This window comes from Gramella sp. MAR_2010_147, from assembly GCF_900105135.1.
In the GTDB taxonomy this organism is placed as follows: domain Bacteria; phylum Bacteroidota; class Bacteroidia; order Flavobacteriales; family Flavobacteriaceae; genus Christiangramia.
Window position 1 is genome coordinate 1,407,974 of sequence record NZ_LT629741.1, and the last position, 13,741, is coordinate 1,421,714.

Here is a 13,741-nt window from a genome sequence, read left to right on the forward strand (position 1 = left end):
AAAAATTAAAAAGAATGAAAAGTTATAAGGATTTGGACATCTATAATATGGCGTTTCAATATGCTATAGAAGTTCATGAAATTTCTTTAAAACTTCCAAAATTCGAATTATATGAACAGGGAAGCCAAATTCGGAGATCTTCAAAAAGTATAAAGGACAATATTATCGAAGGTTATGGGAGACGTTCTTATAAACAGGATTTTATAAAATTCTTAATTTATTCACATGCCTCATTACTAGAATGTATTTCCCAATTAGAAATGATTGATAAATTATATACAGTCCAAGGAATCAAATCTTTAATAGAAAAATACGAGATACTCGGCGCAAAAATCTATTCATTCATAAAATATGTTGAGAAAGAATGGAAATAATATTTTTTTCAATTTTGAAGTATACTAAACGCATAACACACAACTGAGAACGCACAACAAATTTTATGCTTTTCCAAATTCAGTCATATTTCAACTTCCTCTTTAAAAGCCAGAACCAACACGGACTCCACTCCCCTTTCGTATACGATTTAGTCACCAAATGTTTTTACGATAAAAGTGACCACCAGGAATATCAGCTTATTAAAAATTACCGAAATGATCTCTTAAGAAATAAGAAATTAATTGAGATTACCGATTTTGGGGCCGGAAGCAGGGTTTTTAAATCAAACAAAAGACCTGTATTTTCTATTGCCAAAAATGCCGGAATTACTTTGCATCGGGCAAAATTACTATATCGAATTACTAATTATCTGAACATTGACCAGGTATTAGAATTAGGCACTTCGCTTGGGATAGCCTCTTCGGCGATTGCAGCAAACAGATCCACACAACTTATTACAATTGAAGGATGCAAAGAAACATCACGTATTGCAAGGCAACAGTTTGAAAAGTACGACTTAAAAAACATCAAATTAGAAATTGGTCAATTTGATGATATACTTTCTAAAATAAAGGCTGAACTACAAACTACGAACTCTGATCTCCGAACTTCAGAAAAATTCGACCTTGTTTATTTCGACGGAAATCATCAAAAGGAGCCGACTTTGGAATATTTCAGAAGATTACTACCCACAGCCCATAATGATTCCGTCTTTATTTTTGATGACATCCACTGGTCACCCGAGATGGAAGAAGCCTGGGAAGAAATTAAAATTCATCCCGAAGTTCGGGTAACTATAGATACTTTTCAATGGGGACTGGTTTTTTTCAGAAAAGAACAGCAAAAACAAGATTTTACAATCAGAGTGTAAAAGCACTGATAATAGAATTTATTATTTCAAGTATTAAACTTGGATTCCTTTTAATTACGATAATTGGCGGCCTATCGAAAATTTAGCATAGAATTTGAAGTGAAAGCACCGTAAAATTTTAGGCTGTCTGAGCAAAGCGAGTTCCTAAAATTTAGGTGCTAAACAATAAATTCAGCTCAATTTTCGTAAGCCTAGACCTTTTTGTTTCTTTTTCCGGCAATGGGAAAAAGAAAGATAAAAGAATAACTTTTATTGGTTCTCCTCAGCTTAGACGAAAGATTTATTAATAGAAAAAATTAACGCATCTACCTCATTCATCAAATTTTTGTAACAAAAAACCTAAATTCACGTCATACCATTGAAAATTTATTCTGAATGAGCAAAGTAATCGAGATTCGTACCATCACGAGAGATTTCCCTCTGGGACAGGAAGTAGTTAAAGTTTTAAAAGGAATAGACCTGGATATAGATCGTGGCGAGTATGTAGCCTTTATGGGTCCTTCCGGTTCAGGAAAATCTACTTTGATGAACCTGCTTGGTTGCCTGGATACTCCAACTTCCGGTTCTTATATTCTCAATGGAAAAGACGTTAGCCAGATGACAGATGATGAACTTGCTGAAATTAGGAATAAAGAGATTGGCTTCGTTTTCCAAACTTTCAACCTCCTACCCAGGACCACGGCTCTGGACAATGTAGCCCTGCCCATGATCTATGCCGGAGCTTCAAAGTCTGAACGAATTGAACGTGCTGAAGATGTTTTAAGAAGTGTTGGACTGGGAGATAGAATGGATCATAAACCCAATCAGCTTTCTGGTGGACAAAGACAACGTGTGGCAGTAGGCCGTGCACTTGTGAACAAACCTTCTATTATCCTTGCCGATGAGCCTACTGGAAACCTCGACTCTAAAACTTCTGTTGAGATCATGAACCTTTTTGACGAAATCCATGCTGCTGGCAATACAGTGATATTGGTAACTCATGAAGAAGAGATCGCAGAACATGCCCACAGGATCATCAGGCTTAAAGATGGAATGGTAGAAAGTGACGAAAGAAAGACAGTAAGCGACATTAGTTAAATAGTGTTCACCACGAACTAAAGACTACACACTTATCACTTTGAACTTCTAAGAAACTTTATTACCTTGTATTTACTAAGACGTTTAAAATGATCGATTTAGACCAGGAAACCTGGATTTATCTTGCCATAATTGCCGCTTTTTTAGCTTATTTCTTATGGAATTCACGCCGTACGAAAAGACTCAAAAAAGAAAGGAAAAATAGAAATTTCAGAAGAAGATATTTAGAAAGAAAACAGGAAAGGAAATCAGATTCTGCCTAGATCAATTCCTTTACCTATTCTGGCATCAAAGCTTTCTTCTCCTCACTAATCTTTGTAACTTTAGGCTTCTAAAAATTTCAGATGAAAATTTATACCAAAACCGGTGATAAAGGAACTACCTCATTATTTGGGGGTACCCGTGTTCCTAAACATCATATAAGAATAGAAAGCTACGGAACCGTAGATGAACTAAATTCACATATCGGTCTTTTAAGAGATCAGGATACAGATAAACCAACTAAAGAATTTCTCACCCAAATTCAGGATAGATTATTTACTATTGGTTCTATACTGGCTACAGATCCTGAAAAGGCCACATTAAAAAATGGAAAGGAAAGACTTAATATCCCAAAAATATCGTCGGAAGATATTGAAGCACTGGAGAAAGAAATAGATAAAATGAATGAAGCACTTCCGGAAATGACACATTTCATTCTTCCTGGAGGCCATCAAAGCGTGTCATTCTGTCACATTGCTCGCTGTGTTTGCCGTCGTGCCGAAAGGCTTTCCAGCGCTTTATATGACATTGAAGCTTTTGACGAGCAGGTTCTTATTTACCTCAACCGACTTTCAGACTATCTATTTGTGCTGGCACGGAAGTTGTCTAAACAACTGCAAGCTGAAGAAATTCAATGGATCCCAAAAAAATCCAAATAAGACTTTAGTTTCAGGAAATTCTTTGCAGAAATTGCAAAAAAGCATGGAATTTATTATGTTCTTATCATTATTGTATAAATAATAGATTTTTTTCTTGGCTATTAAGTCAAAAAATTTATTTTTGCCAAAATTTAAAACCCGATTAATCAATGTATTGGACTTTAGAATTAGCATCTTATTTAAGTGATGCCCCATGGCCGGCAACAAAAGACGAGTTAATAGACTACGCAATTAGAACCGGAGCTCCGTTAGAGGTAGTTGAAAATTTGCAGGCTATTGAGGATGAGGGAGACTCTTATGATTCTATTGAGGAGATCTGGCCGGATTATCCAACCGATGAAGATTACCTCTGGAATGAGGATGAATATTAAATTGACAACACGCAAAAAATAGGGAAAAGTCTCATTCATGAGGCTTTTTTTTTGCTTAAATTTGAACCCCTTAATAAAAATGATTTTGAACTTTAATTAAAACAAAGTTTCAATAGATATCTGGCATCCTGAGCCCTGAGCTTGTCGACGGTTCAACGGGTGCATATTGTTAGAAAACAAGTATATCTATTCATCATTATTTAAGACTATAATTGAATAAATAAAAAAACCAATATGAGTTTTTTAGATTCTGTATTAAAAGCTTTCGTAGGCGATAAGTCAAAGAAAGATGTAAAAGAAATACAACCCATTGTAAATAAAATAAAGGCGCTGGAGTCTGAATTTGAAGCGCTAAGTCTCGATGAACTTAGAGCCAAAACTTCTGAATTCAAAGCGAAGATCGCTGAAGCGACAAAAGAAGTTAAAGATAAGATCGTTGCTTTAAATAAAGAAGCAGATGAAATTGATGATATCACCAGAAAGGAAGATATCTATGCTGAAGTAGATGCGTTAAAAGATAAGTCATACGAAATTTCTGAAGCTGTTCTTAACGATATCTTACCTGAAGCTTTTGCGACCGTAAAGGAAACTGCGAAACGTTTTGTAAATAATACACAGCTAAAAGTAAAAGCGTCTGCTTTTGACAGAGAGATCTCTGCAGAGAAAGATTATGTTACCTTAGAAGAGGACCATGCTATTTGGAGCAATTCCTGGGATGCGGCCGGTAAACCGGTAACCTGGGATATGATACATTACGACGTTCAGCTTATTGGTGGTGTAGCCATGCACCAGGGTAAGATCGCAGAGATGCAGACGGGTGAAGGTAAAACCCTTGTGGCTACCCTTCCTATGTATCTTAATGCACTTACCGGAAATGGGGTTCATCTGGTAACAGTAAATGATTATCTGGCAAAACGTGATAGTGCATGGATGGCTCCTATATTCCAGTTTCACGGAATGAGCGTTGATTGTGTAGATTATCATCGCCCAAATTCAGCAGCACGTAGAAAAGCATATAATGCCGATATTACCTACGGAACCAATAATGAATTCGGTTTTGATTATTTAAGAGATAATATGTCTCATGCGCCAGACGATCTGGTACAAAGACCACATAATTACGCGATCGTAGATGAGGTGGATTCGGTATTAGTAGATGATGCCCGTACGCCGCTGATTATTTCTGGTCCGGTTCCAAAAGGAGACACTCACGAGTTTATGGAGCTGAAACCTGCAATTGCGAATATTGTAGAGGTGCAGCGTAAACACCTGGTAAAGGTTCTTGCTGAAGCAAAAAGACTGATCAAAGAAGGTGATACCAAAGAAGGTGGATTTCAGTTATTGAGAGTTTACCGTGGTTTACCGAAGAATAAAGCATTAATTAAGTTTCTGAGTGAAGAAGGAATCAAACAATTGCTTCAGAAGACTGAGAATCAATACATGCAGGACAACAACCGTGAAATGCCAAAGGTTGATGCCGAATTGTACTTTACCATTGAAGAAAAAAGCAACCAGATAGATCTTACCGATAAAGGGATCGAATTTCTTTCTGGAAAAGATGACCCGGATTTCTTCGTAATGCCTGAAATTGGGATGGAAATCGCCAAGATCGAGAAGGAAGGTCTTCCTGCTGAAGAAGAAGCTGAAAAGAAAGAAGAGCTTTTCAGGGATTATAGTGTAAAGAGTGAACGTATTCACACACTTCGACAATTACTGAAATCTTATACCCTTTTCGAAAAGGATACCGAGTATGTGGTAATCGATAATAAAGTGAAAATTGTTGATGAACAGACAGGTCGTATTATGGAAGGCCGTCGTTATAGTGACGGTTTGCACCAGGCGATCGAGGCGAAAGAGAATGTAAAGATCGAGGATGCAACTCAAACCTTCGCGACGGTAACACTTCAGAATTATTTCAGAATGTACAGCAAACTGTCTGGTATGACCGGTACCGCGGTAACTGAAGCTGGAGAACTTTGGGAGATCTACAAACTGGATGTGGTAGAAATTCCTACTAACCGGCCAATTGCAAGAAACGATAAAGAAGATTTAGTTTATAAGACCAAAAGAGAAAAATATAACGCGGTAATTGATCATGTGACCGATCTTTCAAATGCTGGAAGACCGGTGCTTATTGGTACAACATCCGTAGAAATTTCTGAGCTTTTAAGCCGGATGCTGAAGCTTAGAAATGTTCCTCATAATGTATTGAACGCGAAACGCCACAAGCAGGAGGCCGATATTGTTGCAGAAGCTGGTAATTCAGGGATTGTGACTATCGCTACTAACATGGCAGGTCGTGGTACCGATATTAAGCTGAGTAAAGAAGTGAAAGATGCCGGTGGTTTGGCCATCGTGGGTACAGAGCGCCATGATTCCAGACGTGTAGACCGTCAGTTAAGAGGTCGTGCTGGTCGTCAGGGAGATCCTGGAAGCTCTCAGTTCTACGTTTCTCTGGAAGATAACCTGATGCGTTTATTTGGATCTGAAAGGATAGCCAAGCTAATGGACCGTATGGGTCTGGAAGAGGGTGAAGTAATTCAGCATTCCATGATCTCCAAATCTATTGAGCGTGCTCAAAAGAAAGTAGAGGAAAATAACTTTGGTGTTCGTAAAAGATTGCTGGAGTATGATGACGTGATGAATGCACAGCGTGAAGTGATCTATAAACGTCGTTATCATGCGTTATTCGGAGAAAGACTTCGGGTAGATCTTGCCAATATGATCTTTGATATTTCTGAATCTATTACGGAAACCAATAAAGCTGCGGAAGACTTCAAAAATTTTGAATTTGAACTGATCAGGAACTTCTCCATGAGTTCTCCTGTTACTGAAGAAGAATTCAAAAAAATGAATGCTCAGAAGCTGGCCGGTGAAGTTTATAAAGCTGCCTACAAACATTATGACGAAAAAATGTCTCATAATGCTGAACGTGCATTCCCGGTAATTAAGCAGGTTCATGAAGATGAAAGAAATAATTTTGAAAGAATTTCAGTACCATTTACTGATGGGTCTAAAACCCTTAGCGTGGTTACCAATCTTGAGAAAGCCTATGAAACTGAAGGTAAACAGCTAATCAAGGATTTCGAAAAGAATATTACCCTCGCCATTATTGATGATGCCTGGAAAACGCATCTAAGAAAAATGGATGAGTTGAAACAAAGTGTTCAGCTGGCGGTACATGAACAAAAAGATCCATTATTGATCTATAAGTTCGAGGCTTTTGAATTATTTAAAGTAATGCTTGAAAATGTGAATAGAGATGTGATGTCGTTCCTTTTTAAAGGAGAAATTCCATCTACCGGTGCACCGAATATTCACGAAGCACGACAGACAAAGTCCAAAGAAAAAGTAGAAACCAGGAAGGAAGAAATTCCGAATATGGACGAAAGAGCAGCGCAAAGCAGAGCTGCCGGGAATACTCAACGCCAACAACCTGAAGTAACTGAAACCATCGTAAGAGATCGTCCTAAAATTGGAAGAAATGATAAGGTGACTGTTAAAAATGTCATGAGCGGCGAGAGTAAAACCATGAAATTCAAACAGGCGATCCCGTTACTAGATAAAGGTGACTGGGTGCTTGTAGATGAGTAGACGTTAGAAGAAATTAAAAATCCTGAAGTTAAAACTTCAGGATTTTTTTTATCGCACTTCGATCCTTCGTCAGGCTCAGGACTCCGTGCAACTATACCTCTCTGCTATCCTGAGCTTGCCGAAGGATGAACCTGTCGAAGGATGAGTCGTAAAAATTTAAAAATAAGCGATCTAGACTTTAATTACAACTGATACTCCCTATCTAAAAACCTTTTTAAAAAAGGAACCTGTAAAAAGAATAGCGCTACAAAACCGAATGCAATTTGCATCGTCCTCGAAAGGTTGAAATCAGGTATATTAACCAGAGTCGGTATATCGAAATTGAAACCAGGAAATGATATATCTGAATTCAGGTAAGTAACCCCTGCAATAAAAATAATCACACCGAAAACTATTCCAATCCATACTGATATAGAAATCAATGGCTCATAAGGTCTGATTTCGGCATTTCTTGCCTCTATCCTCATCATTATTCTTTTCTTAAAATCTGCTGAAGGTTTCTCAGTTCCTGCTTCATTCAGCAACTTCTTAATCAGCTTGTCTTCTCTGTTAAATTGCTTTTCCATTCTGGGTAGATATTTCAGATTTAATGTAGCCCTTCAATAACGAAAATAGTTTTTTCCGGCTACGATATAATTTTATTTTTATGTTGTCTTCCGTGAGATCTGTCACCATTGAGACTTCCTTTATGGATTGTTCCTCAAAATAATATAAGCTAATGATCGCCGCATCTTCTTCCGGCAGCTGATCAATACATTTTTTTATGATCTCTGTCCTCTCTTCACTCAGTATAAATTCCAGTCCGTTTTCAATATGATCCAGACTATCATCTGTGATCTCCTCTATTATTTCATAAGTTCTATGTCTTTTATTCATTTTGATCCTATCTAGACTCTTGTGATAAACGATCCTGTATAACCAGGTTGAAAATTTAGAGTCTCCTCGAAAACTAGCCAAAGAATCATAAGCTTTGATAAAACTATCCTGAGCAACTTCTTCGGCCTCCTCCGTCACTTTTAAAATCCTTATAGCGATGGTGAACACAAAATTTTGATAACGGGCTACCAGTTCCCCAAAGGCATTGGTATCGCCCTTAAGAACTTTATCTATCAAATATTGGTCAGTGTTCTTGATCATTATTAGTTAAGACGACCCTATTTAAGCATCGGTTACAAAAAGATGCTGAAATAAATTTACGTTTTTTTGTAACCGGTTTGGAGATCGCGACGTCCTAATAGCAAACAAACATTATTTTCAAATTAAAAACTAAGAAATTATGGGATCAGAAGTCATTGTTTTACCGGTTATTTTCGGAACGCTTTTCGGAATATTTTATTTATACATTTCTGCAAGAAATCGTGAACGCCTTGCTCTTATTGATAAAGGAGCAGATGCAAGTATTTTTTACAGCAAAAAGAAACATGTAACGCCGGTTTGGAAGGTTATTGTTTTAAATCTTGCCTTACTTCTGGCTGGAATAGGAATTGGAATTTTTATCGCCAGCTTCCTTAGCATGAATATGGGAGTAGATGAAGATGTAGCCTATCCCGGAACAATATTCCTCTTAGCGGGTATTGGATTGTTTGCCGGTTTCTTTGCCACTAAAAAACTGAATAAGGACGCTTAGTTTTTTACTAATTTCATCACAGGGCTGTCTAAAAAGTTGATTCTGAATTTCATTACGAACGAAATGACAGATAAATTAACTTTTTAGACAGCTTTTTTCGTTTATGCCAATCACAATAAGATTTTCACTAATTTTAACATTGATAAACAATCAAACAAATCAATGAAAAAGTTCTTAATTGAAATTAAGTGGGGAATTATCTTTAGTATTATTTCTCTAATCTGGGTGTATTTGGAGAAAAGTCTTGGGTGGCATGATAAAAACATTGCACAACATGCCATTTACACCAACCTCTTTGCTATAGTAGCGATCGCTTTGTATGTAGTGGCTCTACTTGATAAACGAAAAAATTTCTATCACGGAAAAATGACGTGGAGCCAGGGGTTTATTTCAGGGATCGTGATAAGTATTGTTGTAGCAATACTATCTCCTCTTGCCATGTACATCACTCATGAATTTATTACACCTGATTACTTTTCCAATGTAATAGAATACTCGGTAGAAAGTGGCGCGATGACCAGAGCTGCTGCCGAAGAATATTTTAACCTGACGTCTTATATTATTCAGTCGTTCTTCTTTGCGCTTGTAGTAGGAGTGGTCACATCTGCTATTGTAGCGTTTTTTGTGAAAACCAGAAAGAATAAGTAAAAGATTCCTCCTGCGTATGAATTAAATGTCATTCAGAGCGGAACGAAGTGAAGCGAAGAATCTCTTCAAGGAGATTTCCTCAAACTAGAGATTCCTCCTATCCTTGGAATGACAGGCTCTATCAATAACAATAAGGAATTATATTTTCAACAACAAATTGGGATCTGGGCAGTTTTTTAAATAAATGTCCAGATCTTCTTTTTTAACGACCCCCGGATAATCACCTACACCACCCTGCATATCTTCCATGATCTGAAAATGTAAATGCGGGGCATAGTCACCATTTTCATCAAAATCTCCTAATTCAGCAATTTTATCTCCGGCTTTTACCTCTGTCCCTATACTTAAATTATCCAGCGATTTTCGGGAAAGATGACCGTAGAGCGTATAAAATTTTCTTTCGTTAAAGGAATGCTCCAAAATGATCGTTGGACCATAATCGCCAAAATTATCATTGTCCTTAAAGCTATGGATCTTGCCATCTAACGGACTTATAATTTCAGAATACGCCGGAACCCAAACGTCAAGACCAATGTGGATATTCCTATTGGCTTCTGTATTATTAAATAATTGACTCCTATTATACAAAGTCCTCAATTCATTATAACCTCCAAAGGCAGCTTTTGAATTTCTGTTCCGAAGGTATTCATCTACAAAAATGGAAAATGCTTTGGAAGAAGCGACTTCTAATTTTAAAAGATCCCTGTTATCTTCAGAGAGGTCTATATATGCGAAATCCTCCTGTTTATACGCTCCTCCTATGACCGGAGTAAAACAAGAGGTCAATTCATTTAAAAACTCAGAAAAACTTTGCATAACATTTAACTTAAGGAAGCCAAATGTAATAGCTATGTTTTAATTTATCAATACATCGCTAAAATTAGCTTTTATGGTGATATTGGCATTCCCTTCTCTTGATTTATTATAACCATTCAGGATCTCGTTATCATACGACTTTGTTGATTTTAGCTTTAAGCCAGATGGATGTTCAATAGAACTTTGCATCCCATTAAAACTGAAATTAAAAGCCGTATCTGGAATATTTAATTCAAGATCACTATTTTCAAGACTGATATTTAAAGTCTCAAATCCTGCTCCAAGATTATTAATATTCAGTTTTCCAAAAGAACCGGTTAAAACCCCGGTCTTTTGAAGTTCATTGATCACCACATCACTAGAATTGGAGTTCAGCTTAATACTTACAGCCTTATCTATATTGCAATTCTTCACAAATTCGGTAGAAAGCACCCCGTAATCCCAGTTCGCAACTTTTACCGGAGTATAGGAGGCTTTGATATTGGTGTTCTTCCCAACGATCCTGTTGGCTGAAAACCTACTGTGTGACAGATCGGCCTTCAGGTTTTTTATAGTACTTCCAAGTTTAAGTTCACCATGACGCACATTCAATTCCAGTTTTGCATCTTTTGGAATTTTAAGCTTGATGGTTTTCCTGGATTTCACTCCTTTTCCGTCTTCCATAATAAAAACACGGTTTCCGCCATTTTCCATCCGGGCTTCAAATTGTTTTCCAAATTGTTCACCCCAGGCTTCCATTTTCTTCCCGAAGCTTTCACCCCAGGCTTCCATGTCCTTTTCAAAATCTTTACCCCAGGCTTCCATTTTTACCTCATATTCTTTCTCCCATTTTTCAGAATTCTTCTCCATTTTTTCCGCCCACTTCTCCATTTTTACTTCATATTCTTTTCCAAATTTCTTTTCGAAATCTGCCTCCCATTTCTCAAGATATTTGTCACCATCTTTTTCGTAAGCGTCATAGTCGAATTTCATTCCCTTCATATCTTCGGCAAAACCGGGTGGAAGCGGATTCTCAGCAATATTATTCAAAATAGGACCTACAAGATTTTCCATTAAAGGTCCGAGCATGTCTGGTAACTCATCTAAAGCGGGTTGTAAATGAGACATTGCTATATCTATTTCGCCCATATCTATATTCCAGTTGGTATTGCCTCCAGATTCTATAATTACTTTGGAATTAGAACCCGAAGTTTCCAGTTTCCAGGAATCTAAAAGTTTTTTGGTCGTTTCTTTGTTACCGGTATCTCCTTCTAGATAGGCTTCAATTTGAACCTCGTTCCTATCCCAGTTTTCGATGATGATATTGGTATGACGGGAATCGAGTTCTACATTCACATCTGCTGAAGTTTTATAGTTCTTGCTTAACTTTTTGGTTTGAGCAAAAGCTCCAGCAGTGATAAAAAGCAGTGATAATATCACGTATTTAAGCTTGATAGTTCTCATGTCTGTTGTCTTTTGATTGTTTAATTTCGTTCAATTTTGTTTTTAATTTTTTAAGGAGATCCAGTCGTAGCTGTAAGTTCGCGATCATCGCTTCAACGGTTTCCTCATTTACACCGGTTTCCCGAATTTCAGCATTCAATGCTATATATTCTTCATTCAGGGTTTCCAGCTTCTTCATAAATGCATCTATAAGTTCTTTATTTTCCGGGGTCATTTCCAGTTTGGCAAGCTGAATATGAACACTGGCCATATAATAATCTTCAATCTTTTTAAATTCAGGAGAAACATCGCTTAATCTGTATTCGGTAGATGGTATTTTCTCGTCATTTTCAGATTCCTCTACCGGAGTTTCAACCATTTGATTGTTATTCTGAACAGGATCCTGATTATTATTGAATAAGAAAAAAGCTCCTATTCCCAGGGCCACCACCAATATGGCAGCTATCTGAAAGAAATATCTGTAACCACTCTTCTTCTTTTCCGGAAGTTCTTTTTCTAACCTGGCCTCAAATCTATCTTGATGACCTTTTTTAAGCTTTTCATTCTCCAGATGCTCTTCATTTCGAAACATCTCTCTAATATCCTGTCCCATTACTTAAAGTTTTAAGTTCGTCCTGTAATTTCTTTTTCCCTCTGTGTACCAAAGTTCTAGAGGCTACCTGCGTAATATTTAAAATTTCACTTATCTCTTCATGATCGTAACCTTCTACCAGGTAAAGCATCAAGGGATATTTATATTTCTCAGGCAGATTTTCCATTTTTCTCTTTACTTCTTCAACACTCACCCCGTCTTCTATTTGCCAATCTTCTTCATCTTCTACCGTTCCCAGCGTTTGCTCATTGATGGCAACAAGTTCCATTTTCTTCGCTTTCAACTTGTCCAGACATTTATTGATAACGATTCGTTTAAGCCAGGCCCCAAAGGTGACCTCTCCGTTAAACTGATGTAATTTTGAGAAGGCTTTTATAAAAGCTTCCTGCATTGCATCTTCGGCCTCCATCGTATCTTTCATAAACCGTAATGCCACATAATACATCCCGTCACAATATTTGTTGTACAACTGCAACTGAGCCCGCCGGCTGTTCAGTTTACAAGCTTCTATTAGCTCATGCTGTATCAATTTAATTGGTTTTTGATGGGTTAGTTCACTTTAAAGACGAGACTAAAAGTCCCGCGTTGCAAAATTTTCGAAAAAAATATAAAAATTACTAAAATTTTATCATTCTATAAATTTATTGGTCATTTCAAAATCACCCGTGATTCTCATGAATTCTATTAGACTGCCTCTACGATTTAGTAAAATTTCGGATATTCAAATTCATATTCCTACTTTTAATAACTATAGGCCAGATTGAAGTATGATATGGCCGAATTTTTGAAAAGCTCTTTCTAAAGGACATAGCTATGAATAAAAGTTTGAAAGCGGGGTTAAAAATTGGAGGCATTATTGCTCTCCTGGGATTGATTTTAATTCTAATCCTAAGGTACACCACGAAGGCTCATAGTCCCGAGGATACTGCAAACTACCAGAAAGAAGATCTTAAGCTGGAGGTTTTTTATAATAGACCTTATAAAAAGGAAAGGGAAATATTTGGAAACCTTGTCCCCTATAATGAAGTATGGAGAACCGGAGCCAATGAAGCAACTACCTTTGAAACAAATCAAGATATTATGGTAGACGGCAGCTTGCTGGAAGCGGGAAAATATACCTTATGGACTATTCCTATGGAGAACAGCTGGAAAATCATTTTTAACTCTAAAATGTATCCATGGGGAATTAACCTTGATAAACAGGCCTACAGAGATCCTGAATTTGATTCACTTGTACTGGAAAGACCGGTTGATGAAACAGACATGAGCCTTGAACAATTCACCATCCTTTTTGAACAGAATGGTGAATTTGTAAATCTGGTTTTATCCTGGGATACTACCAGTGTTTTTCTTCCTATAAAAAAAGAAGAGGCACCCAAAGGCACCTCTTTTACTCAATAATTTCTA

Annotated in this window: 16 protein-coding genes; 10 read left to right on the plus strand and 6 right to left on the minus strand. The window is 37.1% G+C overall.

Translation table 11 applies throughout. The features are described from left to right. The first annotated feature begins 14 nt into the window (after window positions 1-14). The 7 genes from BLT95_RS06390 (at window position 15) to secA (ending at window position 7,208) form a co-directional block, all read left to right on the plus strand. Window positions 15-374 carry a four helix bundle protein gene (locus tag BLT95_RS06390; RefSeq protein WP_089665285.1) on the plus strand — a complete coding sequence of 120 codons (360 nt, stop codon included), beginning with the start codon at window positions 15-17 and terminating at the stop codon, window positions 372-374. Between the two features lie 65 nt (window positions 375-439). Next, a complete protein-coding gene (locus BLT95_RS06395) occupies window positions 440-1,246 on the plus strand; it encodes a class I SAM-dependent methyltransferase (RefSeq protein ID WP_089665286.1) in 807 nt (268 codons plus the stop codon). Window positions 1,247-1,621: 375 nt separating this feature from the next. Next, on the plus strand, window positions 1,622-2,323 hold the full coding sequence (locus tag BLT95_RS06400) for an ABC transporter ATP-binding protein (protein ID WP_089665287.1): 702 nt from the start codon (window positions 1,622-1,624) through the stop codon (window positions 2,321-2,323). An 89-nt stretch (window positions 2,324-2,412) separates the two neighbouring features. Further along, window positions 2,413-2,586, plus strand: a complete 174-nt coding sequence (locus BLT95_RS14395; RefSeq protein WP_172822573.1) for a hypothetical protein — start codon at window positions 2,413-2,415, stop codon at window positions 2,584-2,586. Window positions 2,587-2,667: 81 nt separating this feature from the next. Further along, on the plus strand, window positions 2,668-3,243 hold the full coding sequence (locus BLT95_RS06405) for a cob(I)yrinic acid a,c-diamide adenosyltransferase (protein WP_089665288.1): 576 nt from the start codon (window positions 2,668-2,670) through the stop codon (window positions 3,241-3,243). 149 nt (window positions 3,244-3,392) lie between these two features. Beyond that, window positions 3,393-3,614, plus strand: a complete 222-nt coding sequence (locus tag BLT95_RS06410) for a DUF2795 domain-containing protein (protein ID WP_008272287.1) — start codon at window positions 3,393-3,395, stop codon at window positions 3,612-3,614. A gap of 234 nt (window positions 3,615-3,848) precedes the next feature. Further along, window positions 3,849-7,208: a preprotein translocase subunit SecA gene (secA, locus tag BLT95_RS06415; RefSeq protein ID WP_089665289.1), complete on the plus strand. Its 3,360-nt coding sequence runs from the start codon at window positions 3,849-3,851 to the stop codon at window positions 7,206-7,208. A gap of 182 nt (window positions 7,209-7,390) precedes the next feature. On the opposite strand, the gene BLT95_RS06420 is transcribed toward secA, so the two are convergent. Both BLT95_RS06420 and BLT95_RS06425 read right to left on the minus strand, forming a co-directional pair. Then, on the minus strand, window positions 7,391-7,774 hold the full coding sequence (locus BLT95_RS06420) for a hypothetical protein (RefSeq protein WP_089665290.1): 384 nt from the start codon (window positions 7,772-7,774) through the stop codon (window positions 7,391-7,393). Next, window positions 7,758-8,345, minus strand: a complete 588-nt coding sequence (locus BLT95_RS06425) for an RNA polymerase sigma factor (protein ID WP_089665291.1) — start codon at window positions 8,343-8,345, stop codon at window positions 7,758-7,760. The genes BLT95_RS06420 and BLT95_RS06425 overlap by 17 nt, the downstream gene beginning before the upstream one ends. 139 nt (window positions 8,346-8,484) lie before the next feature. On the opposite strand from BLT95_RS06425, the gene BLT95_RS06430 reads away from it, so the two are divergent. Both BLT95_RS06430 and BLT95_RS06435 read left to right on the plus strand, forming a co-directional pair. Continuing rightward, complete coding sequence (locus BLT95_RS06430; RefSeq protein WP_089665292.1) at window positions 8,485-8,835, plus strand: DUF6249 domain-containing protein; 351 nt, start codon at window positions 8,485-8,487, stop codon at window positions 8,833-8,835. Window positions 8,836-8,997: 162 nt separating this feature from the next. Then, window positions 8,998-9,483 carry a DUF4199 domain-containing protein gene (locus BLT95_RS06435; protein ID WP_089665293.1) on the plus strand — a complete coding sequence of 162 codons (486 nt, stop codon included), beginning with the start codon at window positions 8,998-9,000 and terminating at the stop codon, window positions 9,481-9,483. Window positions 9,484-9,621: 138 nt separating this feature from the next. Here BLT95_RS06435 and BLT95_RS06440 read toward each other — a convergent pair whose 3' ends face one another. The 4 genes from BLT95_RS06440 to BLT95_RS06455 are packed head-to-tail and all read right to left on the minus strand — an operon-like array spanning window position 9,622 to window position 12,863. Further along, entirely contained in the window at window positions 9,622-10,299 is a 678-nt protein-coding gene (locus BLT95_RS06440) for a peptidoglycan DD-metalloendopeptidase family protein (RefSeq protein WP_089665294.1), read from the minus strand. Window positions 10,300-10,338: 39 nt separating this feature from the next. Then, window positions 10,339-11,742 carry a hypothetical protein gene (locus tag BLT95_RS06445; RefSeq protein WP_089665295.1) on the minus strand — a complete coding sequence of 468 codons (1,404 nt, stop codon included), beginning with the start codon at window positions 11,740-11,742 and terminating at the stop codon, window positions 10,339-10,341. Further along, window positions 11,723-12,334: a hypothetical protein gene (locus BLT95_RS06450; protein ID WP_089665296.1), complete on the minus strand. Its 612-nt coding sequence runs from the start codon at window positions 12,332-12,334 to the stop codon at window positions 11,723-11,725. The genes BLT95_RS06445 and BLT95_RS06450 overlap by 20 nt, the downstream gene beginning before the upstream one ends. Beyond that, on the minus strand, window positions 12,318-12,863 hold the full coding sequence (locus BLT95_RS06455; RefSeq protein ID WP_089665297.1) for a sigma-70 family RNA polymerase sigma factor: 546 nt from the start codon (window positions 12,861-12,863) through the stop codon (window positions 12,318-12,320). The genes BLT95_RS06450 and BLT95_RS06455 overlap by 17 nt, the downstream gene beginning before the upstream one ends. A 284-nt stretch (window positions 12,864-13,147) precedes the next feature. Between BLT95_RS06455 and BLT95_RS06460 the strand changes: the two genes are divergently transcribed. After that, window positions 13,148-13,735 carry a DUF2911 domain-containing protein gene (locus BLT95_RS06460; protein WP_089665298.1) on the plus strand — a complete coding sequence of 196 codons (588 nt, stop codon included), beginning with the start codon at window positions 13,148-13,150 and terminating at the stop codon, window positions 13,733-13,735. Window positions 13,736-13,741: the final 6 nt, after the last annotated feature.

Coding starts and splice junctions, on each gene's coding strand:
- BLT95_RS06390 (WP_089665285.1), top strand. CDS start 15: ATGAAAAGTTATAAGGATTTGGACATCTATAATATGGCGTTTCAATAT.
- BLT95_RS06395 (WP_089665286.1), top strand. CDS start 440: ATGCTTTTCCAAATTCAGTCATATTTCAACTTCCTCTTTAAAAGCCAG.
- BLT95_RS06400 (WP_089665287.1), top strand. CDS start 1,622: ATGAGCAAAGTAATCGAGATTCGTACCATCACGAGAGATTTCCCTCTG.
- BLT95_RS14395 (WP_172822573.1), top strand. CDS start 2,413: ATGATCGATTTAGACCAGGAAACCTGGATTTATCTTGCCATAATTGCC.
- BLT95_RS06405 (WP_089665288.1), top strand. CDS start 2,668: ATGAAAATTTATACCAAAACCGGTGATAAAGGAACTACCTCATTATTT.
- BLT95_RS06410 (WP_008272287.1), top strand. CDS start 3,393: ATGTATTGGACTTTAGAATTAGCATCTTATTTAAGTGATGCCCCATGG.
- secA (WP_089665289.1), top strand. CDS start 3,849: ATGAGTTTTTTAGATTCTGTATTAAAAGCTTTCGTAGGCGATAAGTCA.
- BLT95_RS06420 (WP_089665290.1), bottom strand. CDS start 7,774: ATGGAAAAGCAATTTAACAGAGAAGACAAGCTGATTAAGAAGTTGCTG.
- BLT95_RS06425 (WP_089665291.1), bottom strand. CDS start 8,345: ATGATCAAGAACACTGACCAATATTTGATAGATAAAGTTCTTAAGGGC.
- BLT95_RS06430 (WP_089665292.1), top strand. CDS start 8,485: ATGGGATCAGAAGTCATTGTTTTACCGGTTATTTTCGGAACGCTTTTC.
- BLT95_RS06435 (WP_089665293.1), top strand. CDS start 8,998: ATGAAAAAGTTCTTAATTGAAATTAAGTGGGGAATTATCTTTAGTATT.
- BLT95_RS06440 (WP_089665294.1), bottom strand. CDS start 10,299: ATGCAAAGTTTTTCTGAGTTTTTAAATGAATTGACCTCTTGTTTTACT.
- BLT95_RS06445 (WP_089665295.1), bottom strand. CDS start 11,742: ATGAGAACTATCAAGCTTAAATACGTGATATTATCACTGCTTTTTATC.
- BLT95_RS06450 (WP_089665296.1), bottom strand. CDS start 12,334: ATGGGACAGGATATTAGAGAGATGTTTCGAAATGAAGAGCATCTGGAG.
- BLT95_RS06460 (WP_089665298.1), top strand. CDS start 13,148: ATGAATAAAAGTTTGAAAGCGGGGTTAAAAATTGGAGGCATTATTGCT.